This window comes from Curvibacter soli (genome assembly GCF_029211125.1).
In the GTDB taxonomy this organism is placed as follows: Bacteria; Pseudomonadota; Gammaproteobacteria; order Burkholderiales; family Burkholderiaceae_C; genus Curvibacter_A; species Curvibacter_A soli.
Map to the genome: position 1 here is coordinate 1 of NZ_JARGEN010000061.1, position 25452 is coordinate 25452.

General features: G+C 60.6%; 24 protein-coding genes and 1 pseudogene. 4 read left to right on the forward strand and 21 right to left on the reverse strand.

Annotated features, from left to right (window positions below; translation table 11 throughout):
* Positions 1–50: 50 nt before the first annotated feature.
* A pseudogene (locus PY257_RS13645) lies at positions 51–656 on the forward strand (transposase); the annotation flags it as partial.
* A gap of 375 nt (positions 657–1031) precedes the next feature.
* Here the strand turns inward: PY257_RS13645 and PY257_RS13650 are convergent.
* The 18 genes from PY257_RS13650 to nagAa all read right to left on the reverse strand — a co-directional run bounded on the left by PY257_RS13650 (position 1032) and on the right by nagAa (position 17458).
* A complete protein-coding gene (locus tag PY257_RS13650; RefSeq protein ID WP_026437511.1) occupies positions 1032–2027 on the reverse strand; it encodes a tripartite tricarboxylate transporter substrate-binding protein in 996 nt (331 codons plus the stop codon).
* A gap of 16 nt (positions 2028–2043) precedes the next feature.
* Complete coding sequence (locus PY257_RS13655; RefSeq protein WP_161125183.1) at positions 2044–2937, reverse strand: Bug family tripartite tricarboxylate transporter substrate binding protein; 894 nt, start codon at positions 2935–2937, stop codon at positions 2044–2046.
* Positions 2938–3131: 194 nt separating this feature from the next.
* Positions 3132–3770: a maleylacetoacetate isomerase gene (maiA, locus tag PY257_RS13660; RefSeq protein ID WP_026437509.1), complete on the reverse strand. Its 639-nt coding sequence runs from the start codon at positions 3768–3770 to the stop codon at positions 3132–3134.
* Positions 3771–3781: 11 nt separating this feature from the next.
* Positions 3782–4483, reverse strand: coding sequence for a fumarylacetoacetate hydrolase family protein (locus PY257_RS13665; RefSeq protein ID WP_026437508.1), 702 nt, complete (start codon positions 4481–4483; stop codon positions 3782–3784).
* Between the two features lie 33 nt (positions 4484–4516).
* On the reverse strand, positions 4517–5557 hold the full coding sequence (locus PY257_RS13670; protein ID WP_228771123.1) for a cupin domain-containing protein: 1041 nt from the start codon (positions 5555–5557) through the stop codon (positions 4517–4519).
* Positions 5558–5787: 230 nt separating this feature from the next.
* Positions 5788–6393, reverse strand: coding sequence for a glutathione transferase GstA (gene gstA / locus PY257_RS13675; protein ID WP_026437506.1), 606 nt, complete (start codon positions 6391–6393; stop codon positions 5788–5790).
* Between the two features lie 58 nt (positions 6394–6451).
* Positions 6452–7051: a 2-hydroxychromene-2-carboxylate isomerase gene (locus tag PY257_RS13680; protein ID WP_032489823.1), complete on the reverse strand. Its 600-nt coding sequence runs from the start codon at positions 7049–7051 to the stop codon at positions 6452–6454.
* Positions 7052–7238: 187 nt separating this feature from the next.
* Positions 7239–8276, reverse strand: coding sequence for a dihydrodipicolinate synthase family protein (locus PY257_RS13685; protein WP_011801861.1), 1038 nt, complete (start codon positions 8274–8276; stop codon positions 7239–7241).
* Positions 8277–8333: 57 nt separating this feature from the next.
* Complete coding sequence (locus PY257_RS13690; RefSeq protein WP_275742750.1) at positions 8334–8969, reverse strand: OmpW/AlkL family protein; 636 nt, start codon at positions 8967–8969, stop codon at positions 8334–8336.
* 72 nt (positions 8970–9041) lie between these two features.
* Positions 9042–9950 carry a 1,2-dihydroxynaphthalene dioxygenase gene (nahC, locus tag PY257_RS13695; protein WP_275742752.1) on the reverse strand — a complete coding sequence of 303 codons (909 nt, stop codon included), beginning with the start codon at positions 9948–9950 and terminating at the stop codon, positions 9042–9044.
* Between the two features lie 25 nt (positions 9951–9975).
* Positions 9976–11427, reverse strand: coding sequence for an aldehyde dehydrogenase (locus PY257_RS13700; protein ID WP_275742754.1), 1452 nt, complete (start codon positions 11425–11427; stop codon positions 9976–9978).
* Positions 11428–11475: 48 nt separating this feature from the next.
* A complete protein-coding gene (gene nagB, locus PY257_RS13705) occupies positions 11476–12255 on the reverse strand; it encodes a 1,2-dihydroxy-1,2-dihydronaphthalene dehydrogenase NagB (protein WP_034301428.1) in 780 nt (259 codons plus the stop codon).
* A 63-nt stretch (positions 12256–12318) separates the two neighbouring features.
* Positions 12319–12903 (reverse strand): naphthalene 1,2-dioxygenase system small oxygenase NagAd, encoded by a 585-nt coding sequence (gene nagAd / locus PY257_RS13710; protein WP_275502018.1) that lies wholly within the window; start codon positions 12901–12903, stop codon positions 12319–12321.
* Positions 12904–12917: 14 nt separating this feature from the next.
* Positions 12918–14261: a naphthalene 1,2-dioxygenase system large oxygenase NagAc gene (nagAc, locus tag PY257_RS13715; protein WP_275742759.1), complete on the reverse strand. Its 1344-nt coding sequence runs from the start codon at positions 14259–14261 to the stop codon at positions 12918–12920.
* Positions 14262–14349: 88 nt separating this feature from the next.
* Entirely contained in the window at positions 14350–14664 is a 315-nt protein-coding gene (nagAb, locus tag PY257_RS13720) for a naphthalene 1,2-dioxygenase/salicylate 5-hydroxylase systems ferredoxin NagAb (protein ID WP_034303853.1), read from the reverse strand.
* An 11-nt stretch (positions 14665–14675) separates the two neighbouring features.
* Positions 14676–15161 (reverse strand): dalicylate 5-hydroxylase small oxygenase NagH, encoded by a 486-nt coding sequence (nagH, locus tag PY257_RS13725; RefSeq protein WP_161125189.1) that lies wholly within the window; start codon positions 15159–15161, stop codon positions 14676–14678.
* Positions 15162–15163: 2 nt separating this feature from the next.
* Positions 15164–16426 carry a salicylate 5-hydroxylase large oxygenase NagG gene (gene nagG / locus PY257_RS13730; RefSeq protein ID WP_038211663.1) on the reverse strand — a complete coding sequence of 421 codons (1263 nt, stop codon included), beginning with the start codon at positions 16424–16426 and terminating at the stop codon, positions 15164–15166.
* 45 nt (positions 16427–16471) lie between these two features.
* On the reverse strand, positions 16472–17458 hold the full coding sequence (nagAa, locus tag PY257_RS13735) for a naphthalene 1,2-dioxygenase/salicylate 5-hydroxylase systems ferredoxin--NAD(P)(+) reductase NagAa (protein WP_034303856.1): 987 nt from the start codon (positions 17456–17458) through the stop codon (positions 16472–16474).
* A 115-nt stretch (positions 17459–17573) separates the two neighbouring features.
* On the opposite strand from nagAa, the gene nagR reads away from it, so the two are divergent.
* Positions 17574–18479 carry a naphthalene degradation transcriptional regulator NagR gene (nagR, locus tag PY257_RS13740; RefSeq protein ID WP_034303858.1) on the forward strand — a complete coding sequence of 302 codons (906 nt, stop codon included), beginning with the start codon at positions 17574–17576 and terminating at the stop codon, positions 18477–18479.
* Positions 18480–18527: 48 nt separating this feature from the next.
* Here nagR and PY257_RS13745 read toward each other — a convergent pair whose 3' ends face one another.
* The 3 genes from PY257_RS13745 to istA (PY257_RS13755) all read right to left on the reverse strand — a co-directional run bounded on the left by PY257_RS13745 (position 18528) and on the right by istA (PY257_RS13755) (position 22601).
* Entirely contained in the window at positions 18528–19949 is a 1422-nt protein-coding gene (locus PY257_RS13745; RefSeq protein ID WP_081769054.1) for a methyl-accepting chemotaxis protein, read from the reverse strand.
* A gap of 352 nt (positions 19950–20301) precedes the next feature.
* On the reverse strand, positions 20302–21111 hold the full coding sequence (istB, locus tag PY257_RS13750; protein WP_275742768.1) for an IS21-like element helper ATPase IstB: 810 nt from the start codon (positions 21109–21111) through the stop codon (positions 20302–20304).
* A complete protein-coding gene (istA, locus tag PY257_RS13755; RefSeq protein WP_275742770.1) occupies positions 21108–22601 on the reverse strand; it encodes an IS21 family transposase in 1494 nt (497 codons plus the stop codon). Before istA (PY257_RS13755) ends, istB (PY257_RS13750) begins: the two co-directional genes overlap by 4 nt.
* 215 nt (positions 22602–22816) lie before the next feature.
* Between istA (PY257_RS13755) and istA (PY257_RS13760) the strand changes: the two genes are divergently transcribed.
* Both istA (PY257_RS13760) and istB (PY257_RS13765) read left to right on the forward strand, forming a co-directional pair.
* Entirely contained in the window at positions 22817–24421 is a 1605-nt protein-coding gene (istA, locus tag PY257_RS13760; protein ID WP_034303860.1) for an IS21 family transposase, read from the forward strand.
* The gene (istB, locus tag PY257_RS13765) at positions 24418–25182 is read left to right on the forward strand and encodes an IS21-like element helper ATPase IstB (protein ID WP_011804279.1); all 765 of its coding nucleotides are present in this window, start codon (positions 24418–24420) and stop codon (positions 25180–25182) included. Before istA (PY257_RS13760) ends, istB (PY257_RS13765) begins: the two co-directional genes overlap by 4 nt.
* The last annotated feature ends 270 nt before the right edge of the window (positions 25183–25452 follow it).

Sequence of the window (25452 nt, forward strand, 5' to 3'; positions counted from 1 at the left end):
GACCACCCCCGCGCCAGTGCTAGCTTTGCGTACCGTCACTTATTGCACTGAAAACGAGGAGACCCCTGTATGCGCTGCACGCGCCCGAGGCAGAGTGCATCGCCAAGGGCAAAGCCAGAACGCCCTACGAGTTCGGCGTGAAAGTGTCCATCGCAGTGACGGCCAAAGAGGGCCTGGTGGTGGGCATGCGCTCCATGCCCGGCAACCCGTATGACGGCCACACGGTGGACAGCCAGCTCGAGCTGGTCGAGATCCTCACCGGCCACACACCCAAGATCGCGCTGGCCGACCGTGGCTACCGCGGTGTCGAGCCCGCGTGTTGGGCGCGACTGCTGATCAGTCATACGCGCAAGTTGCCCAAGCGGCTGAAGAAGCTGCTCAAGCGGCGTCAGGTGGTCGAGCCCATGATCGGACACATGAAGGCCGACGGCCTACTGGGCAAGAACTGGCTCAAGGGCGCGGGTGGCGACGCGCTGCACGCTCTGCTGTGCGGCGCCGGGCACAACTTGCGGATGATCCTGCGGCACCTGCGGGTGCTTTATTGCGCCTTGCTCGGACTGATCGCCATGACCGCCACGCTGGCCTTGCCGGCACCCACGTCAACATCGCCGCTCACCGCCTTGACTTCGCGCCGCTCCGCGCTGGCTCGCGGCTAAAACGAGTTGTTCAGGGCCGACTGGGTAGGAGTGGTCGGCAACGGGGCAAGTTAGCGATCGCGGTCGAGTGCCATCAAAGAATTGACCGACCTCTACCCGTGCTGGCCTGCACGCCCACAGTGTCTTCCATCATCCAGGGTGACCCGCCAGGGTCATGACAGTTAGCCCGATTCAACTGCGCCAGGTGCCCAGAAGGTCGGCAATTTCAACGAGCGCTGGGAAGCCCAGGTCCTGACGGACAAGCGTGCGGCGGTGCTCGATGCGTGCAAGCACTGCGGCAATGTCGAGTTCGCCCGTTTGGGGCCCGCTGGAGGAGCAGATCGAAGCACTGCGTGCCGCGAAAGTGGGCGGATGAAACGAGAGGTTAATGGCATCTCAAGACTCGGCGGTGAAGCCCACGCGTCTGACAACTTCCCACCACTTTTCATGTTGTTTTCGCAGGCTGGACGCCATGGCCTGCGGCGTTAAGCTGTGTGCTACCAAGCCCAGGGAGGCAAGAGCCTCCGCAACCGCCTTGCGATTGACGGCTTCGGCAACCATTTGATGAAGGCGTGAAACGGTTTGGGGCGAAACGCCTGATGGAGCAAAAAAGCCGAGCCACTGATCGCCAGCGGGGTAGTCTGCACCGAACTTTTGCTCTGCAAATGTGGGAGTGTCGGGCGTGAAGGGTGTTCGCTGCGGCCCAGAGGTTGCGATGATGCGCAATTTCCCCGCCTTTTGGAAAGACAAGAACGTCCCCGTAGGCGCAGCCATGCATGCAATCTGCCCACCGATCAGATCGGTAACTCCAGGCGCGGCGCCACGATAAGCCACGTGCCTGAGATAGACGCCAGCCTCCTTGGCTACCAGCGCCCCCAAGAGATGCAATGGTGTACCGGTACCGGGAGATCCGAAACTTGCGTGTTCAGGGTGCTCCTTGGCCCAGGCCAGGAAATCCCGGAGCCCACGCACGGAAGGCGGTACCAAGGGACCCAGCGCAAGGGCGTCAGTCGTAGTGGCTACGGTGGCTACGGGAGCCAGATCCGCGAACGGATCGTAGTCCAACTTGCTGTAGACGAAAGGGTACAAGGACAGCACGGCGTCTGGTGTGAACAACAAGGTGCTGCCATCGTCGACGGCTGCCTTGACGGCGGACACAGCTATCCGCCCACCCGCTCCGACACGGTTGTCAACGATCACGTTAACCCCGGGTTCCGTCACCGCCAATCCTTCTGCCACCCGGCGTGCAACCGCATCGACGACTCCTCCGGGTGGGAAGCCGTTGATGATCTTGAGTAATTTTGGTACCGGTTGGGCTTTGACGCTTCTTACAGTGCCGAGCGATAAGGTGGCAAATCCCGCGGCTTTCATCCACTCACGGCGTTTGATCATGGTGCCCCCCCTCTGCTCAAGACTGCGCGGTAAAACCAATTTTCTCAGCGACTGCTTGCCAGCGTTTGATGTCGTTTTTCAATCGATCGGACAAGCCTTCAGGCGAACTCCAACCAGCCTCCATGCCCATCATGGCGTAGGCCTTGACCAGTTCCGGGTTTGCAACAGCCGACTTCATGGCAGCGCTGGCTTGCTGGACCGCTTGCGCGGGCGTGCCTGCGGGCATGAATACCCCGAACCACTCGGTCATCTCACTCAAGGCGATGTGGAGCTCCTTGAAGGTCGGGACGTTGGTCAGGAAACGAGAGCGGTTGGCGCCAGTCACGCCCAGCACCCGGATCTTGCCGGTCTTCATGTGAGGGAGGAACTCACCCAAGGGCGCGGCCACCGCCGGGATGTGCCCCCCCAACAGGTCCACAATCGCAGGCTGGGAACCGCGGAAGCCTGTCTGCACCATTTTCACGCCCAAAAGCCGCCCGAGCAGCTCGCCCAAGAAATGCGGTCCAGAGCCGGTGGCACCATGGCCAAACGTGGCAGAATCAGGGTTACTCTTGATCCAGGCCAAGTAGTCGTTGAGGCTACCAACCGATTCCGGGACAGCGGGCCCGATCGCAAACCCAACCTCGCTTGTCGAAACCATACCGACCGGCACAAAGTCCTTGACCGGGTCATATCCCAGATCTTTGTACGTGTGAGGGTATAGCGTCATCATGGATGCAGGCGTCAGCAGAAGTGTCGCGCCGTTTGGTGCCGCGGCCTTAACATGCTGGATCGCAATTCGACCACCCGCCCCCGTGCGGTTGTCGACGAGCACACTGGAAGCATAGGCACCGCGCATTCCCTCAGACAACCGGCGGGCAGCCATATCGGTCGCTCCGCCTGCGGCGAGTCCAATCACGATCGTGGCCACGCCAGGGCCGGATTGCGCCAAGCTCATGCCCGGAAGGCCCCCGATTCCAAGGGAGCCCAAAGTGCTCAGGGCTGCTCGTCGGGTCAGAATATGTTTCATAATCTTTCCCCTTACATTTTCACTATTGCTCATTGATACTTGTCACTGGGCAGGGCTACGAACTGTTTATTAGGGCGAAGGCGGCGTATTTTTCGTCAAGCCGAATCAGGTTGAGCAGCTGGCGCGGCGCGCCGAAATGCGTCCAACTCGCCGCAGGCCGCGTCCACTGCGCGGATCAGGGGGTAGGGCGTCAGGTCCACCTGGAAGCGGCGGGCGCTTTCCACCTGCGGCACCAGGTAGCAGTCGGCCAGCGTGGGTGTGTCGCCAAAGCTGTAGCGGCCGCGCTTCGGGTCGACCGCCAGCAGTGCTTCGTAGGCATCGAAACCGGCGCTGATCCAGGTGCCACACCAGGCGTTGATGGCGGCCTCGTCGGCGCCGAACGTCTTGCGCAGGTACTCCAGAATGCGGCGGTTGTTGATGGGGTGGATGTCGCAGCCCACGATGGCGGCCAGCGCGCGCACCCGTTGGCGGCCGTCGGCGTCGGCCGGCAGCAGCGCGGGCGTGGGGTACTGTTCCTCCAGCCATTCGATGATGGCCGGCGACTGGATCAGCACTTGCGCGCCCGTGTCCAGCGCGGGCACCAACTGCTGTGGGTTCAGCGCCTTGAAGGCGTCCTTTAGGTGCTCTTCCTTGCCCAGGTGCACGGCCAGGTACTCGTAGGGCACGCCCTTGAGGTTGAGCGCGATGCGCAGCCGGTGTGACGTGCCGCTGCGCCAGAAGTTGTACAGCTTCATCGCGTGCAGGCTCACTCGGCCGGGCCGACGGTCAGGCTGATCTCGGCAATGCCTTCCACACGGCCGATGATCTTGTCACCCGCCACCACGGCGCCCACGCCTTCGGGCGTGCCGGTGTAAATCAGGTCGCCGGGTTGCAAGTGGTAGTAGGTGGAGAGGTCGGCAATGATCTCGCGGACGTTCCAGATCAGCTTGTCCACGTTGGACGACTGTTTGGTCTGGCCGTTGACTTCCAGGGCGATCGCGCCCTGCTCCACCACCACGCCTTGCATCGGCACGATCTCGGAGCAGACCGAGCCTTCCTCGATGTCCTTGCCGGTGTCCCAGGGGCGGCCCTTGTCGCGTGCCACCAGTTGCAGGTCGCGCCGGGTCATGTCCAGGCCGGCGGCGTAGCCGTAAATCAACTCGTGCGCCTGGTCTTCGCTGACGCGGAAGCCGGGCTTGCCGATCGCCAGCACCAGCTCCATCTCGTAGTGGTAGTTGCTGGTGCGCGGCGGGTAGGCCACGGTCGCACCACTTTCCACCAGGGTTTGTGGCGATTTGGTGAAGTAGAACGCTTGTTCGACGCTTTTGTCGACCGGACGGCCCATTTCCACCGCGTGGGCGTGGTAGTTGCGGCCGACGCAGAAGATGCGGTTGATGGGGAAGCGCTCGGTCTTGCCACGAACGGGCAGAGACTGGACGGGAGGCGGGTTCCAGAGGTAGTTGCTCACTTGCTTTCCTGTTGTGTGGTGCTTCGCGGCGGCTCAGCCGCGGTTTTCAAAGACGCCCAGCTTGCGGTGCAGGGGCGATTCGTCGGCCATGAAGATGAAGGACGGCTGGTCGGCTGAGAGGTTTTTCAGCGTCACCTCGGTGTAGCCGGGGGCGCAGCAGGTATCGGCTTCCCTCAGGGCGAAGGTGGACTCGGCGATGCGCGCCTCGCTGCGGCCTTCGATCTGGTGGAACACCACGGCGGGCGAACGCACGGGCAGGCGCAGGGTCTGGCCGGGCTTGAGCATCAGGGCGTAGAAGCCCAGGATGTTCTCGGCGTCGTCACCCGTTTCGGGGTTGACGTAGGTGACCTGCACGCATTCCTGCTCAGGCTGGTCGGCCGCCAGCGACAGCAGGGCGGCACGGGTGTCGGCCCAAGGGTAGCGCAAGAGAGGATAGCGCTTGTCGCTGCGCTGGAACACGGGGGTTGGCACCACGCCCGCACGGGTCCAGGCGCAGTCGCCCCGGCCGGGGTCGACCTGCTGGCGCTCGCCGTCGATGTGGTAGCTGGCCTCCATGTAGTACACCAGCGGCAGGTCCAGCACATCGAGCCACACCACGGGCTCGTTGCCGTCGTGGCCGTGCTCGTGCCACAGGCCGGTGGGCGTGAGGATGAGGTCACCCCGGCTCATGGGGCACTTCTCGCCATCCACGGTGGTGTAGGCGCCCTCGCCCTCCACGATCATGCGCACCGCGTTGGGGGTGTGGCGGTGGCTGGGCGCCCACTCGCCGGGCAGCAGCAACTGCATGCCCAGGTATATGGCGGCGCTGGCTTGCATCTTCTCCAGGCCGTGGCCGGGGTTGGCCAGCACCAGCACGCGGCGCTCGGCCTTCTCAATGGGGGTCAGCTCACCGGCCTTGAGCAGCAGCGGCTTGAGCGTCTGGTAGGACCAGTAAGTCGGCTGCGTCTGGCGGGTCGGGACATTGGGCGGCAGCACCGCGCGTAGGCTGGGCCATAGCGGCACCAGGTTAAGTTGTTTGAGTTCGTCTCGGTAGTCCTGCGGCAGGTCTTCCAGTCGGCCAAGTTCGTGACTCATGGTGATACGCTCCTCTTCATCAAGCATGTGGATAGGGGAAGCCGATATCCCTCACGCTTCGATCAGACCAAAGCAAGTATCGGCAATTTCTGAATCCGACCGCAGTCGGAAAAAGGGGCTCGTAATCTGTGTGCATCGAAATTTGATCGAGGCCGCTGCCCACGGCTGCCCCGCGGCATGGCTGGCCGCTCATGGAGGCTGGCCATGCTTTATTTATTTCTCTAAAAAAATCAGATCAAACCTTCAGCCGACAATGTGGCCCGGACTGCTGGACGTTCAGCCACGCGGTTGAGGTAGCCTTGCAGGCCGGGCCAAGGCGAAAGGTCCACATTCACGTAAGCCCCCCAGCCAAGCACAGTAAACAAGTAGGCGTCCACCACGGAAAAGTCGTTCCCCATGGCCCAAACCTTGTCACCGAGCATCTGCTCGGTATGGGCAAGACGGCTTTCCAATTGGGCCTTGATGACTGGCTTGGCATCCTGTGGAAACACCGGGCTGAACAGCGCTCCGAAGCTTTTATGCAATTCGGTGGAGATGAAATTCAGCCATTCCATCAGTCGGTAACGCTCCAGCGAGCCAGCTGCCGGTGCCAGGCATTTTTCTGGCACACGGTCAGCGAGGTATTGAACGATGGCCGGCCCTTCGGTGAGCACCTGCCCATCATCCATTTGCAAAGCGGGGACACTGCCCACGGGATTGACGGTCTTGTAATCAACACCAGTCTCAGTCACCTTGGTGCCGAGATCAACCTTTTCTAGCTGAAAGTCAAATCCACCTTCACGAAGGATGATGTGAGGCGACAATGAACATGCGCCGGGGCTGTAATAAAGCTTCATGAGACTCCTTAAAATCAAGGCGTGGTTGAAAAATCAGAAAAATCGATGCACTGAGAATTTATGGTTGCGTTTCCTTTTGCAACCTGCTCTCAAGCATGAAAAGGCGGTCATTTCCCCACCACATTTGATCATCCCAAAACACGGTGGGAACCCCGAAAACCTTTCGGTCAATGGCCGCCTGCGTCTCTTCGTCGTATGCCTTGGCGGCATTTTCGCTGTTCAAAAAATCTTCAAATTCACCGAGATCCCAGTTTAGCTTGTCGCATACCTCAGCCAGCAAGCTATCAGCATCCAGTGCCCACCCTTTCCCCCAAGCCGAATCGAAAACAAGGCGAACATATTCAGCGGCTCGCTCCCTGGCTGCCGGGTAATACAGTCCGGCATTCACCCGGCGGCTGTTGAAGTTAGGGGGGAAAACCAACGGAATCCTATAGAGATCGGCCCATCGCTGCAAATCCACCTTTAAGTAGTCAAGCTTGACCTTGAGGTCCCGATTGGATGGCCCGATGTTGCCAATGGCCGTTTTTGCTCGCGCCAAATCAATGGCGTGATACTGGATGGAGAATCCATAACGCCCGGCGAGCACCGACAAACGGTGGTTGGCCAGATACGAAAATGGGCTCAAAAAATCGAAATAAAAATCGACCATCACGATCATGCACTCCCAACAAAGAGAAGATGGCAATAGTGTGAGATTGCTTCAGGGCGATCGGTGCACCCTGCGCTTGTGGCGCTTCCACTCTGTACTGGCATATTTTTAACTCGCCGACTGCACTAATCCAGAAAACCTCCAGATCAGCAGGTTGTGCTGATCGGAGATATCTGACTCAGGACCTGGCCTCGCCTCACTTCTTTTTCGAGCCGGTTGCCGTTTTGGTTTTCTTCAATTCCTCGGCGTACTTGGTATGCAGTGCGGCCCAGGCGTTGCCTGATTTTCGAGCACCTGCAAGGTATTCATCTGGTACCAGCGTATAGGGTGGCCGGCACGGCCCCGCTTTGAGCCAACCCGCCTCGTCCATTCGTGCTTTTTCGAGACCAATGTTGTATTTCGAGAATTCCGAGAAATCGCCGCGTGGAAACAGTGTGGCGTCGGCAGCGCGCATGTCATCTGAAATGGCCTTGGCCTTGGTCCAGTCACCGGTCGTCTTGGCCTGTGTCACCGCATCACGAAGCATGAGGGCAGTCGCTGGACCGCACATGGAGCCGCTGGACCAGAAGGCGGTCATGCGCTCAGGATTGATTCGGGCCGCAGCGTAATAGTCATCCTCATGCGGAAGGAAGCGAATATTTGGAGCCAATTTCAGATCCAAGTCCAGCATTCCGATGCCCAAGTACTTGGCTGTAACAACTTGCGGGATTTTGGACATTTCGGCCCAAAACGGGCGAGGAAAATCAAATTTGAAAGCCTCCGGGTTGGCATAAACAGCGATGGCAGCATCTGGCACCGCTTCCGCCACATCGCGATAAAACTGCACGGCGGTGGGCAGATCCATCTTCACCCACATCGGCACGCCGAGCATGGTTCCTTGGGCACCAATGTCCATCACTTCGCGGGTCTGGCGTATAACTTCACGGGTATTCAAGGCTGTTGTGCCGCAGAAGTAGGGCACTCGACCACGGGCGGTTTCGACGACCGTTGAAACAAAATCCCGCTTCTCCTCCCACGTCAGCGTCGCGCATTCACCAAAAGTGCCGTGGCTTAGAATGCCATTGACCCCGGCCGCTATCAACTCCTCGACGATCCGGGCCGTCTCGTCGAGATCAACCGTGTGCGTGCTGCGCCAGTCCGAAGCATCCGGAGTGGAGGGGGTCGGCATAATGACCCATGCGCCTTGAATATCCTCTGCAGTCAGGCGCGTCGCTTTGCTGGTCTTTCTTGTCATTCAAATATCCTTTAAAAATGGTGGTGTAAATAGAACTTGGGAATCAAAGTGGGCCGATCAAAATCTCCGACCAATCGCAATCGAGGTCAACAACGGATTCAATGTTACGCGGGCCGTGGCGACTTGCGGGCCAAGAAACCCAGATGCATCTGTTTTCAAATAAAGTTTGCGGAGATCAAAGCTGACAAACCAGTCGCGGTTGATGTCGGCTTCCGCGCCGATGTGGAGCACAGGTGCCCACGCATGATCTGCATCGAATGAGGTCAGATTGGCATCTTTGCTTTTCAGAATTCGAGTGTAGTTGATCCCCGCCCCCACGTACGGGCGAACCAATCCCATCTGTGGCAGGTTGTAGGTCGCCGACAAAACTGTAGGAGCATATTGGACACGGCCCAGCAAAATCGGAGGCAGCGTGCCTGCGCCCGTCACTTTTGTGGTGGGTGGAATGCCAACAATTAATCGCGCGTTCCAGTTATCGTTAATGATGTAACCGAAGTCAAATGTCAAAGCGTTGTTGTCACTGGCGTCAGCGCTTCCACCCGGCACCCTTGTTCCGTCAATCGAAACTTTGGCGCTCGCATCGAAGGCTACGTTGGTGGCGCCGATGCGATATGACCAACGGGAATCCTTGGCATATGCGGTGCTGAGCATCAGCATCCCAAGTCCTGCGAGGGAAATGGCTTCTTTGATCATCATTGTCTCCTTTTGTTTATATGGAACTGAATGGGGAAAACAGATGCGACCGATTGCGCATCTATTGCATGGTTAGCTCAGCTTGACGTCCAAACCATATCCTGTGGCCTCGATAGCATGGCCGAAGATGTCGCCGACGTAATATTCCGATTCGGCCATGGAGGGAGCCCCTCGCCACCCAGGTTCGATCAGCCAGCCGGAAGGTGTTGCACCATAGAACGTCAGCGCCTTGTCGTTGGAATGGATGCCCAATTGCAAGGCAATGTCAATCTTTTCCTTCGTGAAAAGCTGGTGTGTGCAACCCAAATCTTCGATATGAGTGTATTCAATCATCAGATGATTGAGGCGCTTGGCCGCAGGCATTGCACCGAAAGCGATGGAATGATCGCGAGCATTGCAATGCATGAACGTCAACTCAGCCGTCATGCCGTTGGGCAAAGGAAGGCGGTACTCGACATCTCCACGAAATCCCAGCAAGCTATAGAACTTACGTGCCGCTTCAACATCGTTCTGACGCACGATGCAGTGGCCCAGGCCCTGATCACCGGTTAGAAATTTCCCGTGCAAGGGACGACCGGGATGGAAGGGGTTGTTCAGGTCAATCCGGGGTCCCCAGAAAATCTCGGTCGGGTTGCCCCCCGGATCTTCTGTCTTCATCAGGCCCAGCACCATCCGTTCTTGTGCTTCGGCTTTGTCGCACACGCGGACTTTGTAGCCTGCGTCCACGAGCTTTTGACCTAATGCCTCGAATTCCGGTTGACCGGCGACACGCCAGCCCAGGTATTCAAGGTCATCTTGACCGTTGTGATGAACCACGATCCGATGGTGCCAATTGTCCATTCGCAGATAGAAGCGATCCTTGTCACCCTCATCGAGGACTTGAAGTCCCAGCATGTTCGCGGCAAAGGATTTCCACGCTGCAGGATCCTTGACCGAAATGCCCATGTACCCCAATTCAATGACTGCTGCCGGCTTGTTCATGGTTTAACTCCTTTGTTGCTTCGGCTTAGAAGGGATACTGCTGCTCGAACGGTTCAATGGTCAGCCATTTGATCTCCGTGAACTCGTCAATCACCGCGCGTCCGTCGAAGCGACCATAACCGGTGGCCTTTGTGCCGCCATAAGGCGCCTGCGCCTCGGTCTGTACGGTGGACCCGTTGATATGGACCGAGCCGTATTCGATCGCCATGCCCACGCGCAGGGCCCGGTTCACGTCCCGGCCAAACACGCCCGATGACAGGCCATAGACGCTGTCATTGGCAATACGGATGGCATCGGCTTCGCCCTTGCAACGAACAACCACAGTGATGGGACCAAAGGTTTCCTCATCGTAGATCTGCATGTCGGCTGTCACGTGGTCCAGGATCGTGGCGGGCATGACCGCACCCTCGGCCATACCACCGCACACGACCTTGGCACCCTTGTCGATGGCATCTTTCAACAGGCCATTGATCCGGTCCCCCGAGTTGGACGACACCATCGGACCAATGACGCAGTCCCCGGTCACGCACGGATCGCCTGCACTCAACTTCTTGGTTTTCTCGACGAACTTCGCGACAAATTCGTCCGCGATCTTCTCGTCGACCACCAGGCGTTCGGTGGACATGCAGATCTGGCCTTGGAACAGGAAACTGCCAAACACCGCTGCCTTGACCGCCGCGTCGATGTCCGCGTCGTCCAGAACGATCAGCGGGGACTTGCCACCCAACTCCAGCAAGCAGCGCTTGAGATGTTGGGCCGCTTTCTGGGCGATGATGCGCCCCACGCGAGTGGAGCCCGTAAAGTTGATGCGACGAATCTCTTTAGACGAAATCAGCGCATCGGCGATATCGGGCGAGCGGTCCGGGGACGAGTTCAGATAATTGAGCACGCCAGCGGGCAGGCCGGCCTCCTGTACGCACTTCGCGATCAACGCGTGCGTGCCGGGGCTGAACTCGGAGCCTTTGAACACCACGGTATTGCCGCAGACCAACGGATACGCGATGGCCCGCGCCGCGAGCACGGCGGTGCCGTTCCATGGCGCGATACTCAAGATGGGGCCGACCGGTTGACGCAGCGTCATCGACAGGGTGTCAGCCTTGTCCGTCGGAATGGTTTCACCTTGTATTTGCGTGGCCAGTGAGGCGGCTTCCCGGAACACATTGGCCGACAGGTGCACGTTGAACCCCGCCCATAGCGCGGAGGCGCCCACTTCCTTGGCCATCACTTCGATGAACTCGGGCGTTTTGCTCTCCATGACGTCTGCCACCTTCAAAAGAAGGCGCCGCCGCTCCGAGGGTCCGACGGCCTTCCAGGACTTGAACGCCTCTTGAGCGGCTCGAGCCGCATTGACCGCATCGTCCACCGTGGCGTTCGCGCATTGGGTCACGACCTCGCCACTGACAGGGTGCTTGCGATCGAATGACTTTTTGTCACTCGAAGCGCTCCAGGTGTCGTTGATGAACAATTTCGTCTTCATGGGTTGTCTCCTGGGAATGGGGTTGAAAAATCTGATTTGATTGAAAATTCACTTGCGGCCGAGCGCCATGCCGCCATCAATGCTGATCACCGTCCCAGTGATGAACTTCCCTTGTTCTCGGGAGGCCAGCAAAAGGTACGGTGCCACCACGTCCTCGGGCCTTGCCGCGAACCCCAGGGGAGTCAGGCCTTTGATCATGTCATCGATGCCGGGCATGTCTTTCATTTTGGTTTTGTCGAAGCCAGCGCTTGCCGGGCCAGCCAAAGAAGTGACCGTGCCACCTGGCGCAACGCCATTGACCCGGATGTGCGGAGCCAATTCGTAGGCCAAAGCCTTGACCATGCCCAGCACCGCATGTTTGCTGGCAATGTAGCAAGAACCGCCGGCACCGACCGCATAGGAAGAAACGGAAGCCGTCACCACCACCGATCCGTTCGTCTTTTTGAGCTCCGGCAAGGCCGCGCTGATGCCGCTGAAATAGCTTTTGACGTTGATGTCAAATATCTCGTCGAAACTGCCCGAGAATTTCTCCCAAGGCTCATCGATGCTCAGCATGTAATCCCATATCCCGGCATTTCCGATGAAGCAATCCAGGCGCCCGAACTTGGCAACCGTCTGTTTAACCAGCTTCTCATTGGTGGCGTGATCACGGACATCGCCCGCCACGATCTCAATGTCGTCTTTGAATTCACTGCGAAGACCCGCCTCTTGCTCCTCGTTGCGAACGAGTGCAGATACGCGATAACCGGCTGCCTTAAAAGAGCGAACCAACTCGAAACCAATGCCCGAGCCGGCGCCAGTGATGGCAACAACTTGCTGTGTGTTCATGTCAATAAATTTCCGTTAAAAATAATCACGAATGCCCGCCATCCAGGCAGGCATCCCCAGGGCTCACAGGAAGATCATCAGGTTGTGGGTTTGGAGAATGCGCTCAGGGTAGTCCACAAAGCGTTCGACCAATTTGATGCCACCACCTTCGTTACGTTTCCATTTGTCTTCTCGCGTTGCATAGAACACGTCAACCTGGTTTCCGCGCCTGGCGCGGTGGAGAATGAGGTTGGAGCGGACATGCAGCAGATCCGGTGCACCCGTGTCCTTGGCTGCCATGACATTGGTGACGAAGCGAGTGAAACGCATCTTCGGGCTGTTGGCCCAATTCTGCGGGTCGAGCTGATGCTCAACTCGAACTTTCAGTTGCTGATAGTTCTCGTTGTAGATGTTCACCGCATCATTCAGTTGGTATCGACGCTCGGAAGTGGAGCGAAGTTCTCGCGAGATCACTTGGTATTTGATCTCGGGGGCAACGCAGTGTTCAAGCCAGGCGTTGTAGGCCTGAATGTCCAACAGATGTGCTTCTCGGGTCAGGAGTGTGGTGACTTCTTGCTGCAGATCGCTGTCGTGCCCGACGAAGAAACGATGAAATTCTTCGGCGTCGTGCGCGGAGACCAGCTTGTCTTCCTGGGTATTGATCATCATGGTTGGCTCCTGGATTAGCGATCAGTCGTCTTGGTGAGTTCGGTGTGCCAATTTCGGGAGGTATTTTCGAACTCGGCCCAATTGGAGCTGCTGATGTGAGCCTGGTAGGCACGGTAGAATCCGCGATAGCTGGTTTCGCCGATTGCCGATTTGCCAACGACGCCCGGATAGCATTCGTCGCCGTAGACGTCCTTGCCGAAACCCAAATTGGCAATCAGATCACTGTTGCTGGATTGGTATTTCTTGGCATTTTGCGACTCGGTTTCCATGTTGTCGTTGTCGTCGCTTTCCCAGAAGCCTGCAGGTCCGAACGTGCGCTGAACCGCGTCGGCTAAGCGGATTTTCAATTCCTCCGGCATGTCTTTTTCCACGATCGCATACGTCCAAACTTCGGTCGTGTTCTCGTCGATCGGGTTCCAGACCTTGAAAACGCCGGAGCAGGTCAAAATGCTGTTGTTCGGGAAAACCGTGCAGTTCAGATGGCTGCGGTAAATCCGCGCCCGAACATCACCGATTTCTTTGGCGAGCTTTTCCTGTTTTGCGCCGCCGAATGCCATCATGTCCGGCACCAGGTCGGCGCTGTGAACGCCGGAATAAGCGTCCCACAACACCCCCATGCCGCTGCCGTATTTGCTGGTCATTTGCAAGCCCGCGCCTCCGGGTGGAAGCATAGCGTTGCCCGCAAGAGGAGTAAATATCGACTGCCCTGTGCGCAAAGACGATGCGTGCGTCCAACCAACGTGGTAGGCGTCACCTACAAAGTTTTCCGCAGGAGCCTTCCAGTTGGCCTTAATCACCACTTTGCCGGGGGGGCCTACAAGTTCCAGGCCACCAGAGTGCTTGAAGATGGGTTCCAGGTACCAGGCTGCATCACCCAGATAATCGATGAGCGGGGGAGCTTCTGCATCAAAACAGCCATAGATAAAGCCATGAAAGCTTTCGATGCGGGGGACTTCTTTCAAGCCCAGGCATTTCTTTTTGATCGCATCGCCGTACAACTCTTTTTCAAAGGGAACGCTTTGCAGTTCGCCGTTGGAGCCAAAGCCCCAGCCGTGGTAACTGCACACAAAGCCTTTCGCATTTCCGGCTTCAGCGTGAACTAGTGTCTTGCCCCGGTGACGGCAAACATTCAAAAAGGCTCGCACCGAGCCATCGTTCTGGCGGGAGACGATGACTTCATCGACACCCATTTTGGCTGTGACATAGTCGCCGGGGGAGGGAATCAGACTGTCATGGGTCAGAAAAAGCCAGTTCCGCGCGAAGATGGTCTTCATCTCGTGCTGGAAAAGTTCTTTGTCGCCATGAATCAGGTGCTTTTGCGTCAGCCCTGCTTCACTCACTAAGTTTTGGTAACTCATAATTGCTTGTCTCCTCTTGTTTGAAAACGGGTAGTGATTGGGTTGGGTGGGGTGATTTCCGGATTTGGCTTTCCTCCTGCAAAGAGTTTTAGTCCAGCTTGAGCATCACGCGCATGTTTTCGATTTTTACGGGGTAGGTTTTGATGTCCTGTGTCAGGGGTGTGCACAAGGCTTTACCCGTGCAAACATCGAATCGGCCTTGATGCAAAGGACATTCAATTTCCCGGCCTTCGAGAAAGCCATCGCTCATGCGGGCGGCGCCGTGAGTGCAGGTGTTGTCGGTGGCGTAGATCTCGCCCGCCACCTCGTAGAGGGCAATCTCCTTGCCGACGATATTGATGCCGATCACGTCGCCCTCGGGCACCTCGTCGCGGGCGGCGGCGTCGATCCAGTTCTCGCTCATTGGATTCGTTCTCAGATAGGGTAGATGATGGAGTTGGGAATCATTTCGCTGTCGTAAACGCACAGGCGCGACTTCAGCTTGAGGCCCTCGGGTGTTCGCACGATCACGTCTCGGTAATAGCCGGCGTTGAAAATCGTGGAATCGCCGTCGTACTTGGTGCGAATCACGGCATAGCTGGCTTCGGCGGTGATGCGCTCGCCGTCCGCATCACGCTCCACTGACAGCACGCGCGGCGTGCCCACGATGTGGCGCTGGTAGTAGGGGTCGTGGTACATGGTTTCCTTGACGCCGTACACCCGGTCACGGATCATGGCCTTGCTCTCCAGCGCCAGCAGGCACAGCGGCAGGCCCTGCTCAAAGTTCTCGCGCGGCTGCAGGCGGTAGGTGCCGGTCTCGATGAAGAAATCAGGCCACTTCTCCCAATTGGCGGAGTCGCACACCATGGCGTAGTCGCTGTACAGGTTCAGCAGTTCGAAATAGGTTTTGAAGTCGACCATGTTTATTCCCCCATCACCTTGCGCCAGTAGTCGTACATGCCGCGGATCAGCGTCTCGGTGACCATGTGGTCCGTGTCGCCGATTTCGTGACCGCCCATCTCGATCACGGTGCGGTGCGTCGGTTTTTGCTCAAAGCCTTCCTGCGACCACTCGATCACCTCGCCGTCATCGGCCGACACGAAGCCCGCCGGCCCGAACAGGTTGGCCTGGATCAGGCGGCGCTGGGTCCACTCCTCGTTGTCGTCCTCGAAGCCGAAGTGGGTCCAGACGAAATCGAAGGAGCCGTGACCGTTGGGCTGGATGTGGCGGGTCGATACGCTGTTGACCTGCTGCTGGATGATCACGCTGGGGAAGATCGTGGTCATCACCGCAGTCGGACCGCCCCACCAGGGCTCGGGCACGATGTCGAGCAGGCGCGGGTCGTTCACCTTCATCTGTTCCTTGAAGCTGTCCACGCCGGACACGACCTCCTCGTTCTTGCCGCCCTGACCGCGCGTGGAGATCATTGCGGCGTGGCGGAACTTGGCGTCCATCTTCAGTTCCGACTTGTTGTCGGCGCGCCAGAGCCCGAAGGTCGAGAACCAGGTGTGCAGCAGGCCCGGGTGGTAGGGGTCCTTGATGTTCTCCTGCATCAGCTTCCAGTTGCCCGGGATGCGCTGGCGGCGGTAGCCCAGGATCTTGAGCTTGCGGCCATTGAAGACGCGATCGAAGTAGTGCAGGATGGTTGGGCCCAGGAAGTCCTCGAAAGGCTCGACATCGTGGTCGAAAGAGGCAAACACTGCACCGCCTCGGGCGGCCACCTTGAGCTTGGTCAGGCCGTGTTCTTCGAGTTTGAAGTCCTTGGGCATGCCGCCGTTGACCTTGCCGTCCTGCTTGACGCCACGGCGGAAGGGCACGCCCTGCAGGTCACCCTTGAGGCTGTAGTTCCACTGGTGGTAGGGGCAGAAGAAGTCCTTGGCGTTGCCGTGGCGCTCGCGGCAAAAGCGCATGCCACGGTGGGCGCAGACGTTCTCCACCACGTTGATGCCGCCATCCGGATCACGCACCATGATGACCGAGCGCTCACCGATCACCGTTCGCTTGAAGTCGCCTGGATTCGGAATCTCGGCTTCCAGGCCTACATAGCACCAGTGGTTTGCATAGAACAGGCGCTCCAATTCGCGCTTGTACAGGTCTTCGCGGGTGTAGGCCCAGAAGGGAACGCGGCTGCTGCCGTCGCCCGGCCACTTCGGATCTTGGGGAAACACGGGTTGGGGTTCATTCATGGCATGGTTTCCTTGGATTAAATTGGGCTCGCATGGCGCCTTCGCTCAGACACCGCTGGGATAGAACGCATCGGCATGGATATGCCCGGGTGCTATGCCCAGGCGAGCAACGAGCAGGTTCAGGGCCTCTACCATGGCCGGAGCGCCACACAGGTAGGCGCGCCATCCCGCCAAATTGGGCAGGTCACGGTCGATCAGATCGGTGACCAGGCCGGATCGATGACCAGGGCCGGCAGGGCCTGTTGCAACAACGACATTCACCTTGAGATTCGGAAACCTTGCAGCCAATGCGTGAAGGCGTTCCTCGTCATAGATGTCCTGCTCGCTCCGCACACCGAAGTACAGATGGATGGGGTTGCTCATCCCTCCCTCCAGTGCGCCTCGAATGATCGAAAGGACGGGCGCCAGACCGGTTCCACCCCCCACACAAAGCATGGGGCCCGTGTGCGTGCGCCGCAGATAGGCCGTTCCGAGGGGGCCGCTGATCCGCACCGAAGCGCCTACGGACAGTTCATTGAAAACGTAGTTGCTGACGTGCCCGCCCGGAACCTCGCGAATCTGAAACTCCATTTCTGCATCGCCAGGCAGCCCGGCCATCGAATAGGGGCGGACGCATTCGGGCGTAAACTGCACCGTTGCGTACTGGCCGGGGCTGAACTCAAGCGGCTTGGCCAGTTTGATGCGCAGGCGCCGGATGTCATGGGTGGCCTCGTCTATCGCTGTGACCGTCCCCTTGACGATGCGCGCCGGGTGAACCACGATCTCGTCAGATTCAGGGATCTCAATCGTGCAGTTTTCGATCAGTACCGCCTGACAGGCCAGAACGTAGGTTCCCTTTCCTGCCTGCGGGCGCCCTGTCTCGGGGCCGTTATCGCGAAGATGGCCGGCAATCACACGGCAACGGCAAGTGCCGCAGCGGCCCGACATGCAGCTATAAGAAATGGGGACCTCGTTGGACCTGAGCACGTCAAGCAGGGTGCTGCCGGTCTCCGCGTTCAGATGCAAATTGAGGGGTTCTACTACCAGTTCCATGCAAGCTCTTTTTCAGTTGTCTCCGAATGGCTGCGATTCTGGCCCGTCGAGCGGTATAGCGCCATAGATCAAATCTGATAGTTAAAATCACCAGCATGAATAATGGTGAGACATCATGGATCTGCGCGACATCGACTTGAATCTGCTGGTGGTCTTCAAACAGCTACTGCTCGACCGGAGCGTATCGACGGTCGGCGAAAAACTGGGGCTGACGCAGCCTGCCGTCAGTAATTCACTTAAACGGCTGCGTGCGGCGCTAAAGGACGATTTGTTCTTGCGCACGTCAAAAGGCATGGAGCCGACACCGTATGCACTGCATCTTGCGGAGCCCGTGGTCTATGCGCTCAACACGCTGCAGACGGCGCTGACGACCCGTGACTCGTTCGACCCGCTTATCAGCACGCGCACCTTCAACTTGGCCATGACCGACATCGGCGAGATGTACTTCATGCCTCCACTGATGGAAGCGCTTGCGCAACGAGCTCCTCATATCCAGATCAGCACGCTGCGCCCGAATGCAGGCAATCTGAAGGAGGATATGGAGTCGGGTGCGGTCGATCTTGCCTTGGGTCTTCTGCCAGAGCTACAGACCGGATTCTTTCAGCGGCGCCTCTTTCGCCACCGCTACGTATGCATGTTCCGCAAGGACCATCCAAGCGCCAAATCCCCCATGAGCCTGAGGCAGTTCAGTGAATTGGAGCATGTCGGCGTGGTCGCACTCAACACCGGACACGGTGAGGTCGATGGCCTGCTTGAACGCGCAGGCATCAAAAGGCGCATGCGACTGGTGGTGCCGCATTTCATTGCGGTCGGCCCCATTCTGCACAGCACCGACCTTATCGCGACCGTGCCGCAACGTTTTGCCGTTCGCTGCGAAGTGCCTTTTGGTCTGACGACATCCCCGCACCCGGCCAAGCTGCCTGACATCGCCATCAACCTGTTTTGGCATGCCAAGTACAACCGGGATCCGGGCAACATGTGGCTACGTCAGTTGTTCGTCGAGCTTTTCTCTGAAGCATAAGCGTCCAGCAAGCCCATATTGACTGCCGCGGGCGGCCATAGCTGAGAATCAGGATGTCGGTGGTCTGCCAACCGATGCGGCAGCAGTTCTTCCATGCGACTGGCCTTGTGCGTAGGCAGCCGGGTCAGAACTGCCTTCACCCGCCAGTTTGAACACCGCCACCGTCTGCACCAGCTCCTCGGACTGGCCCTTCAGGCTGGAGGCCGCCGCGGCCATCTGCTCGACCAGCGCCGCATTCTGCTGCGTGACCTGGTCCATATTGGTGACGGCCTCACCCACCTGCGCTACTCCCTGGCTCTGCTCGGTGCTGGCCGCGCTGATCTCGCCCATGATGTCGGTCACGCGCCGGATACTGTCCACGACCTCTTTCATGGTGGCGCCGACCCGGTCCACCAGGGCGCTGCCTTGCTCGACCCGGCCCACGCTGTCGCTGATCAGGGTCTTGATTTCCTTGGCAGCCTCGGCGCTGCGCTGGGCCAGGCTGCGCACTTCGGCGGCCACCACGGCAAAGCCGCGACCGTGTTCACCCGCTCTGGCGGCCTCGACCGCGGCATTCAGGGCCAGGATATTGGTCTGGAAGGCGATGCCGTCAATGACGCCGATGATGTCGGCTATCTTGCGTGAGCTTTCGTTGATGCCGGTCATGGTGTTGACCACCTGGGCCACAGCTTCGCCGCCTTGGACGGCCACGGCGCTGGCGCTTTGCGCGAGCTGGTTGGCATGGCGCGCGTTGTCGGCGTTCTGGCGCACGGTGGAGCTCAGCTCCTCCATGCTGGCGGCGGTTTCTTCCAGGGCGCTGGCCTGGCTTTCGGTGCGCGCCGACAGGTCGTGGTTGCCCTGGGCAATCTCGGAACTGGCCGCCTCCAGGCTCTCGGCGTTCTGGCGCACATGGGCCACCATGCTGGAAAGGCTGCCCTGCATGTCCGCCAGGGCGGTTATCAATTGGCCGACTTCGTCGTTCGAACGCGTCACGATCTGCCCCGTGAGGTCGCCCTGGGCAATCTGGCCCGCCAGCCGCAGCGCCTCCTCCAGCGGCCCGAGCACCGCTTTGCGGATCGCCCAAAAGGAGGCCAGCAGCACCAGACCGCCCAGCAGGTTGATACTGAAGACAAGCGCCTTGATGAAGCCGACCGCCTCGGCCACTAGCGGGGCGAAACGTTCGGAGCCATCTTGCACCACCGCCATGTCGGGTCGCAGCCGCTCGACCAGTGCCGGGCTCACGGTGCTGCCAGGTTCGAGCTCGATGATTTTCTTCATGCGCTCCAGGTCGCCAATGTCCTTGCTCGGCAAGTCAAGAACGCCACCAAAGCCGAACAAGCGGAACAACCCCTGCTCGACCTTGAACAACTCCACATCGACCTGCGCGGCAAGCCACTGCCCGTGCTTGATCGGCTTGAGCAGCAGGTCCTTGCCAACCGCCGGGGCCGTGTCACCCGAGCTTGCCCGCTGCATGGCGAGTGCCATCTGCATGACAGCCGCAAGATGTTCCCGCTCCAGGTGGTGGAAGCGCCCCGGCGGCCACCCAAACTCCCCCACTGATGGCCACCTCAAACTCCCCCACCTGAGTTGATTAGCTGGCGTCAACTATCTTGGCCGCCCGACGACAACTATCTTGGCCGGTGGGAGGCGGGAGTTGTGATGTCAGTGGTGGGTGGTCATCTCTGTGTTCTTGGTCTCCTTTTCAATCGGCTGTTTGGCAAGCGAAGCGCGTCAGGCCGAAGGCGTCGGTCGGGGAGCGGTGGGCAAGTCACGGTCCCCGCAGGGGCCGTCCACAGGCTTGTCCTGTGGTCGGGTGACTTGTCCACGGCGGGCGGAAGTCCGGTCAGCTTTCGGCAGTGGTTGTCTGTGTCTTGCGGGCCCTGCTCGTCGGCGTCTGCGCGGCCGTGGCGGTGCGGCGCCGGTAGCTCTCCACGTTCATCTCCAGGATGGTGGAGTGATGCACCAGCCGGTCCACGGCGGCAAGCGTCATCGCCGGGTCGACGAACACCTCGCCCCACTGCGAGAACGGCGTGTTGGCCGTGATCGCCAGGCTCTTACGCTCGTAGCGCTCGGCGATCAACTCGAACAGCACCGACGTCTCGGCCTGGTCGCGCCGCACGTAGCTCAGGTCGTCCAGGATCAGCAGGTCAAAGCGATCAAGGCGCGTCAACTCCTGCGGCAGGCGCAGGTCGCGCCGTGCGGCCTGCAAGCGCTGCACGAGGTCCGAGCACCGCGTGAACAGCACCCGCCGGCCGGCCTCGATCAGCGCATGACCCAGGGCGCACACCAGATGGCTCTTGCCTACGCCGGGCGGGCCGAACAACAGCACGTTGGCGCCGCGATCGAGCCACTCGTGCCCCTCGGCCAGCGCGGTGACCTGCGCCTTGGACACGCTGGGAACGGCCGCGAAGTCGAAGCTGGACAAACGCTTGTCCGGGCTCAAGCCGGACTCGGCACGGTGCCGCTCGATGCGCCGGCTCTCGCGCTCGTTCATCTCGTGCTCCAGCAAGGCCTCCAGCAGCCGGTGCGCCGGCCAGCCTTCTCGGTCCGACTGCACGCACAGGTCGCCCGCCAGGCGCCGCACAGTGGGCAGGCGCAGCTCCAGCAGCATCAGATCCAGGCGGGCGTTGCCCGCATGGGCCGCCGCGCTCACAGCACCCCCTCGATCAGCGTGTCGTAGCCGGCCAGCGCGGGCAGCATCACCACGACCTCGGGCACCTGGCCTTTGGGTGGCGCCAACAGCCCGGTCAACGCCAGCAGGTCGGGCAACTGGTCGATCTCGATGAGTTGCTCCAGCTCGTTGGCCAGCTGTGCCTCGTGTCCGTCGGCGGCCAGCGCCAGCAGGCCCACCATCGTGCGACAGGCGTCGCGTTCGGGCACCCGTGCAGCCAATCGCTCCCAGGTCTGGCGGTACACCGCGCGCGGGAAGACCGCGTCGCGCAGCACCGCGCGGGCGAAGGCGCCGGGCTTGCGCTTGAGCGCGGCCACAAGGTGGCGGTAGTCGATGTCACGCGCGTGGCGCTCGCCGGGCGCGGGCGCCGCCCGTGGTCGGCTGTGAACGCACTGGCCACCGAACCAGCACTCGATGTGCTGCGCGTACAGGCGCACCATCACCCGGTGGCCGATGAGCTGGCTGGGGGCGCTGTACTGCACGCCCTTGACGGTGAAGACGGCGTACTTGCTGACGCGCGCGGGGCGCTCCTCGTACTCAGAGGTGCGCCGCGCCGGCAGTGGCCGCAGCATCACTCGCTCGACGGCCAACCGCTTGGTGACGCGGGCGTTCAGGCGCTGCACGATGGTGGCAACGAAGGCGTCGTAGGCAGCGTGGTGTTCGAAGCTCCTGGAGCCACGCAGACGCAGCGCCTGGTCCAGCGCGGTCTTGAGCGAATCGTTGCGCGATTCGATGGAGCCGTTCTCATGCGATTGGCCGGGGTTGCAGCGGCTCGCGCGCATGGCGTAGTGGCGGCACAGGTCGGCGTAGCGCCGGGTCAGCTCTTGCTCTTCGGCCAGGTTGTTGAACGCTGCCGACAGGCTGTCGGTGCGGTGCTCCTCGGGCACCCCGCCCAGCGCCCACAGCGCCGCTTGCAGCCCGGTGGACAGCGCGATGAAGCTCTCGCCGCCGACGACCACGACCGCATGGCGCCAACCCGAATGCGCCAGCGCGAACTGGTACAGCCGGTGCGCGAACGGCACGCCGTCGATCTGCACGCCCAGCGCGTCGCAGACGGTGAAGTCCGACAGCGCCAGCCGGCCTGGCGGATGCTCCTGCGCGAAGTAGATGTCGCGCTCGGCGCCGTGCACTGCGCGCCACTGGCGCATGCGCCGTTGCAGCGTGCGCAGCACGCCACGGTCGTACTCGCCGGGGTGGCGCCGCTGCAGTTCCTCCAGCAGCGTGACGGCGTTCAGTTGCACGTCGGTGCGCAGCAGCGGCACGATCTCGGCCTCCCAAGCCAGGGCCAGTGGATCTTGCCGTGTGCGCCAGCCCCGCGCCGGCTGTTGCGAGGGCAGTGTGTCGCTTTGGTCGATGCGGCGCGCGCTGCGCTCGCTGATGGCCGACTTGGCCGCTGCTGCGACCTGGCTGAGGGTGTTGCGGTGTTGCTTGTACTTGTTCACTTGGTGGTCCGTGATCTTCTTGCCGGGCATCCCGTGAGCCTCTCGATCTGTCGTCGAAAAGCACCACAGTAGCCCCGCCTCCCGGACCCGCCCGGGGAGAGCCTCAACCGGCCAAGATAGTTGTCGTCAACCGGCCAAGGTAATTGTCGTCAGCCAGTTGATCGGGGACAGGGGGTAAACGCCGGCGCCGCTGGCACCTGTTGGCAGGACAGTAGTTCTGGTCTTCCCCGAGGGGAGGCCAAGGAGTGAATGTCTTGAAACCCAACCAACGGGCCACCGTCTACACGCTGCTCGAGCGTGGCAGCACCCAGCGCGAGATCGCGCGCATCACCGGAATCGACCGCAAGACCGTCAGGAGTTACCAACGTCGCCGGCAGGCCGAGCAGTCAAATTCCCCCGGGGTGGCCACCGGCCCTGATGCCATGGCCGCTCACGTGGCCGCGCAAATTCCCCCACCCTGGCCACCGGCTCCCACGTCAGTGGCCGCCTCCCTATGCGAGCCGTACCGCGACTTCATCGAGGCCCAACTGCGTCTCAAGCGCAACGCCACGGCCATCTACCAGGACCTGGTCGATGTCCACGGCTTTGCCGGCCAGTACAACTCGGTCAAACGCTTCGTGGCCCGGCTGCGTCACAAGGAGCCCGAACAATTCGACCGCCTGTCCTTCCTGCCCGCAGAGGAGATGCAGGTGGACTACGGTGAGGGTGCACCCACCCGGGTGCCGGGCAGCAACCGGTACCGCAAACCGCGCCTGTTCGTGGCCACGCTGCGCTACTCGCGGGCCAGCTTTCGGCACGTGGTCTGGAAGTCCAGCCAGCAGGTCTGGGCCGAGCTGCACGAGCGCGCGTTTCGCCACTTCGGTGGCTGCCCGCAGTACGTGGTGCTGGACAACCTCAAAGAGGGCGTCATCAAACCCGACCTGTATGAGCCCGAACTCAACCCGGTCTATGCCGCCACCCTGGCGCACTACGGCGTGGTGGCCGACCCGGCCCGGGTGCGTGACCCCAACCGCAAGGGTACGGTAGAGCACGCCATCGGCCACACCCAGGCCACGGCCTTGAAGGGCCGGCGCTTTGAGTCCATCGAAGAGCAGAACACCTTCCTGGCGCAATGGGAGAAGAATTGGGCAGCCAAGCGCATCCACGGCACCGAGCGGCGCCAGGTGCAGGCCATGTTCGCGGAAGAACGCCCCCACCTCAAAGCTTTGCCACTGCTGGGCATGCAGTATTTCGAAGAGGTCCAGCGCACGGTGTGCGACGACAGCTGTGTGCGGGTGGAGCACAGCAGCTACGCCGCGCGCCCGGCGGTCATCGGATCGAAGGTGCGGGTGCGCATCTTCGCCCAGCGCATCCAGATCTTTGATCTGCAAACCGGCACCTTGCTGCGCAGTCACCCCAAGGCTGAACGCCCCGGCACCGTGGTGCTGCCCCAGGATGAGCGGGTGTTCAACCCCTCGCGTGAGACCCGCCTGATCCTGCGCCAGGCCGGCCAGATTGGCGAACACGCCGCCCGGCTGTGCCAGTTGCTCTTTGCCATCGAGGGCCGGGTGGGCCAGCGCAAGCTCTGGGGCATCGTCGGCCTGGTGCGCCGATATCCGGCGCATTGTGTCAACGCCGCTTGCGCCCAGGCTCTGGAGCAGGGCATCTACAGCTTCAAGCGCGTCCAGGCATTGACAGAGGCGCTCTTTGCCGATGCGCTTGAAGCCATCGAGACCCAGGCCGGTGGCGAGCATGTAACGCCCACCACGGCGACCCTGACCCAGCAGCACGAGCTGATCCGCGATGCCGATGAATACGGTGACCTGTTTGCCCACGCTGCGGCCACCGCCGCAGTTGGGAGCCAGCCATGAACATGGTCGAGATCGAGCGCGCGCTGCGCCAGCTGCGCCTGTCGGGTATTGCCGAGACCCTGTCGACCCGCGTGATGCAGGCCCAGGTCGCCCAGGAGCCATTTCTGCAGACCTTCGCCGCCATGCTTCAGGATGAGCTCGACCGGCGCCGATCGCGCCTGACAGAGCGCCGCTACAAGCGCTCGGGTCTGGACGAGAAGGTCAGCCTGGCCGACTTCGACTGGCGTTTCAACCCCAAGCTGCCCCGCGCGGCCTGCTTTGAGCTGCACACCCTGAAGTTCATCGCCGAGGGTTCCAACGCGCTCATCGTCGGTAAACCCGGCACCGGCAAGTCTCACATTGCCAAGGCCATCGCCTACCAGGCCACGCTGGGCGGCCACGATGTGCGTTACCTCGAGGCCGACGCCGAATTCGCCCGCTACGCGCTGGCAAGTGCCACCGAGCGCATCGGCCTGCTCAAGGAGTGGGTGGAGCCTGACCTGATCATCTTGGACGATCTGTTCCTGGCCAGGCGTATCAGCGAGCACGCCGCCGAGGTCCTGCAGGCCATCGTGCATCAGCGCTACAAGCTGCGCCGCGCCATCGTGGTGACCTCCAACCGCGTGGTGCAGGACTGGGGTCGCTATCTGGGCGACGCCACAATGGCGACCACCATCCTGGACCGCCTCATGCACCGCTGCACGATGCTGGAATTCGAGGGCAAGAGCTACCGGCTCAAAGAGGCCGCCGCACGCATCGCCATCGGCACTGAGTCGTCATAATCCAACCGGTCTTGCCTGGGGAATTTGGGGTGGCCACAGGTGGGGGAATTTGGACTGGCCATCGGGGGGAAGCGCGCGGCCTTGCCAAGGAATCGCCCCCCCAACATCACCAGCAGTGACACCGTGAGCACGGCGACCATGCCGAACAAAAATTTCTGGCGCAGGGTGAATTGGGGCATGGGTTGTGTTCTTTCAGTGGAAAGGGGGGTCTCCTCGTTTTCAGTGCAATAAGTGACGGTACGAAAAGCTAGCACTGGCGCGGAGGTGGTG

Bases quoted from the DNA above. Each gene is read 5' to 3' on its own strand.
- gstA (WP_026437506.1), bottom strand. From the start codon at position 6,393: ATGAAGCTTTATTACAGCCCCGGCGCATGTTCATTGTCGCCTCACATC.
- PY257_RS13700 (WP_275742754.1), bottom strand. From the start codon at position 11,427: ATGAAGACGAAATTGTTCATCAACGACACCTGGAGCGCTTCGAGTGAC.
- nagAc (WP_275742759.1), bottom strand. From the start codon at position 14,261: ATGAGTTACCAAAACTTAGTGAGTGAAGCAGGGCTGACGCAAAAGCAC.
- nahC (WP_275742752.1), bottom strand. From the start codon at position 9,950: ATGAACAAGCCGGCAGCAGTCATTGAATTGGGGTACATGGGCATTTCG.
- PY257_RS13680 (WP_032489823.1), bottom strand. From the start codon at position 7,051: ATGATCGTGATGGTCGATTTTTATTTCGATTTTTTGAGCCCATTTTCG.
- PY257_RS13670 (WP_228771123.1), bottom strand. From the start codon at position 5,557: ATGAGTCACGAACTTGGCCGACTGGAAGACCTGCCGCAGGACTACCGA.
- nagAd (WP_275502018.1), bottom strand. From the start codon at position 12,903: ATGATGATCAATACCCAGGAAGACAAGCTGGTCTCCGCGCACGACGCC.
- nagR (WP_034303858.1), top strand. From the start codon at position 17,574: ATGGATCTGCGCGACATCGACTTGAATCTGCTGGTGGTCTTCAAACAG.
- PY257_RS13745 (WP_081769054.1), bottom strand. From the start codon at position 19,949: ATGCAGATGGCACTCGCCATGCAGCGGGCAAGCTCGGGTGACACGGCC.
- PY257_RS13650 (WP_026437511.1), bottom strand. From the start codon at position 2,027: ATGATCAAACGCCGTGAGTGGATGAAAGCCGCGGGATTTGCCACCTTA.
- nagG (WP_038211663.1), bottom strand. From the start codon at position 16,426: ATGAATGAACCCCAACCCGTGTTTCCCCAAGATCCGAAGTGGCCGGGC.
- nagH (WP_161125189.1), bottom strand. From the start codon at position 15,161: ATGGTCGACTTCAAAACCTATTTCGAACTGCTGAACCTGTACAGCGAC.
- maiA (WP_026437509.1), bottom strand. From the start codon at position 3,770: ATGAAGCTGTACAACTTCTGGCGCAGCGGCACGTCACACCGGCTGCGC.
- nagAb (WP_034303853.1), bottom strand. From the start codon at position 14,664: ATGAGCGAGAACTGGATCGACGCCGCCGCCCGCGACGAGGTGCCCGAG.
- PY257_RS13690 (WP_275742750.1), bottom strand. From the start codon at position 8,969: ATGATCAAAGAAGCCATTTCCCTCGCAGGACTTGGGATGCTGATGCTC.
- nagB (WP_034301428.1), bottom strand. From the start codon at position 12,255: ATGAACACACAGCAAGTTGTTGCCATCACTGGCGCCGGCTCGGGCATT.
- istA (WP_275742770.1), bottom strand. From the start codon at position 22,601: ATGCCCGGCAAGAAGATCACGGACCACCAAGTGAACAAGTACAAGCAA.
- PY257_RS13685 (WP_011801861.1), bottom strand. From the start codon at position 8,276: ATGACAAGAAAGACCAGCAAAGCGACGCGCCTGACTGCAGAGGATATT.
- istB (WP_011804279.1), top strand. From the start codon at position 24,418: ATGAACATGGTCGAGATCGAGCGCGCGCTGCGCCAGCTGCGCCTGTCG.
- nagAa (WP_034303856.1), bottom strand. From the start codon at position 17,458: ATGGAACTGGTAGTAGAACCCCTCAATTTGCATCTGAACGCGGAGACC.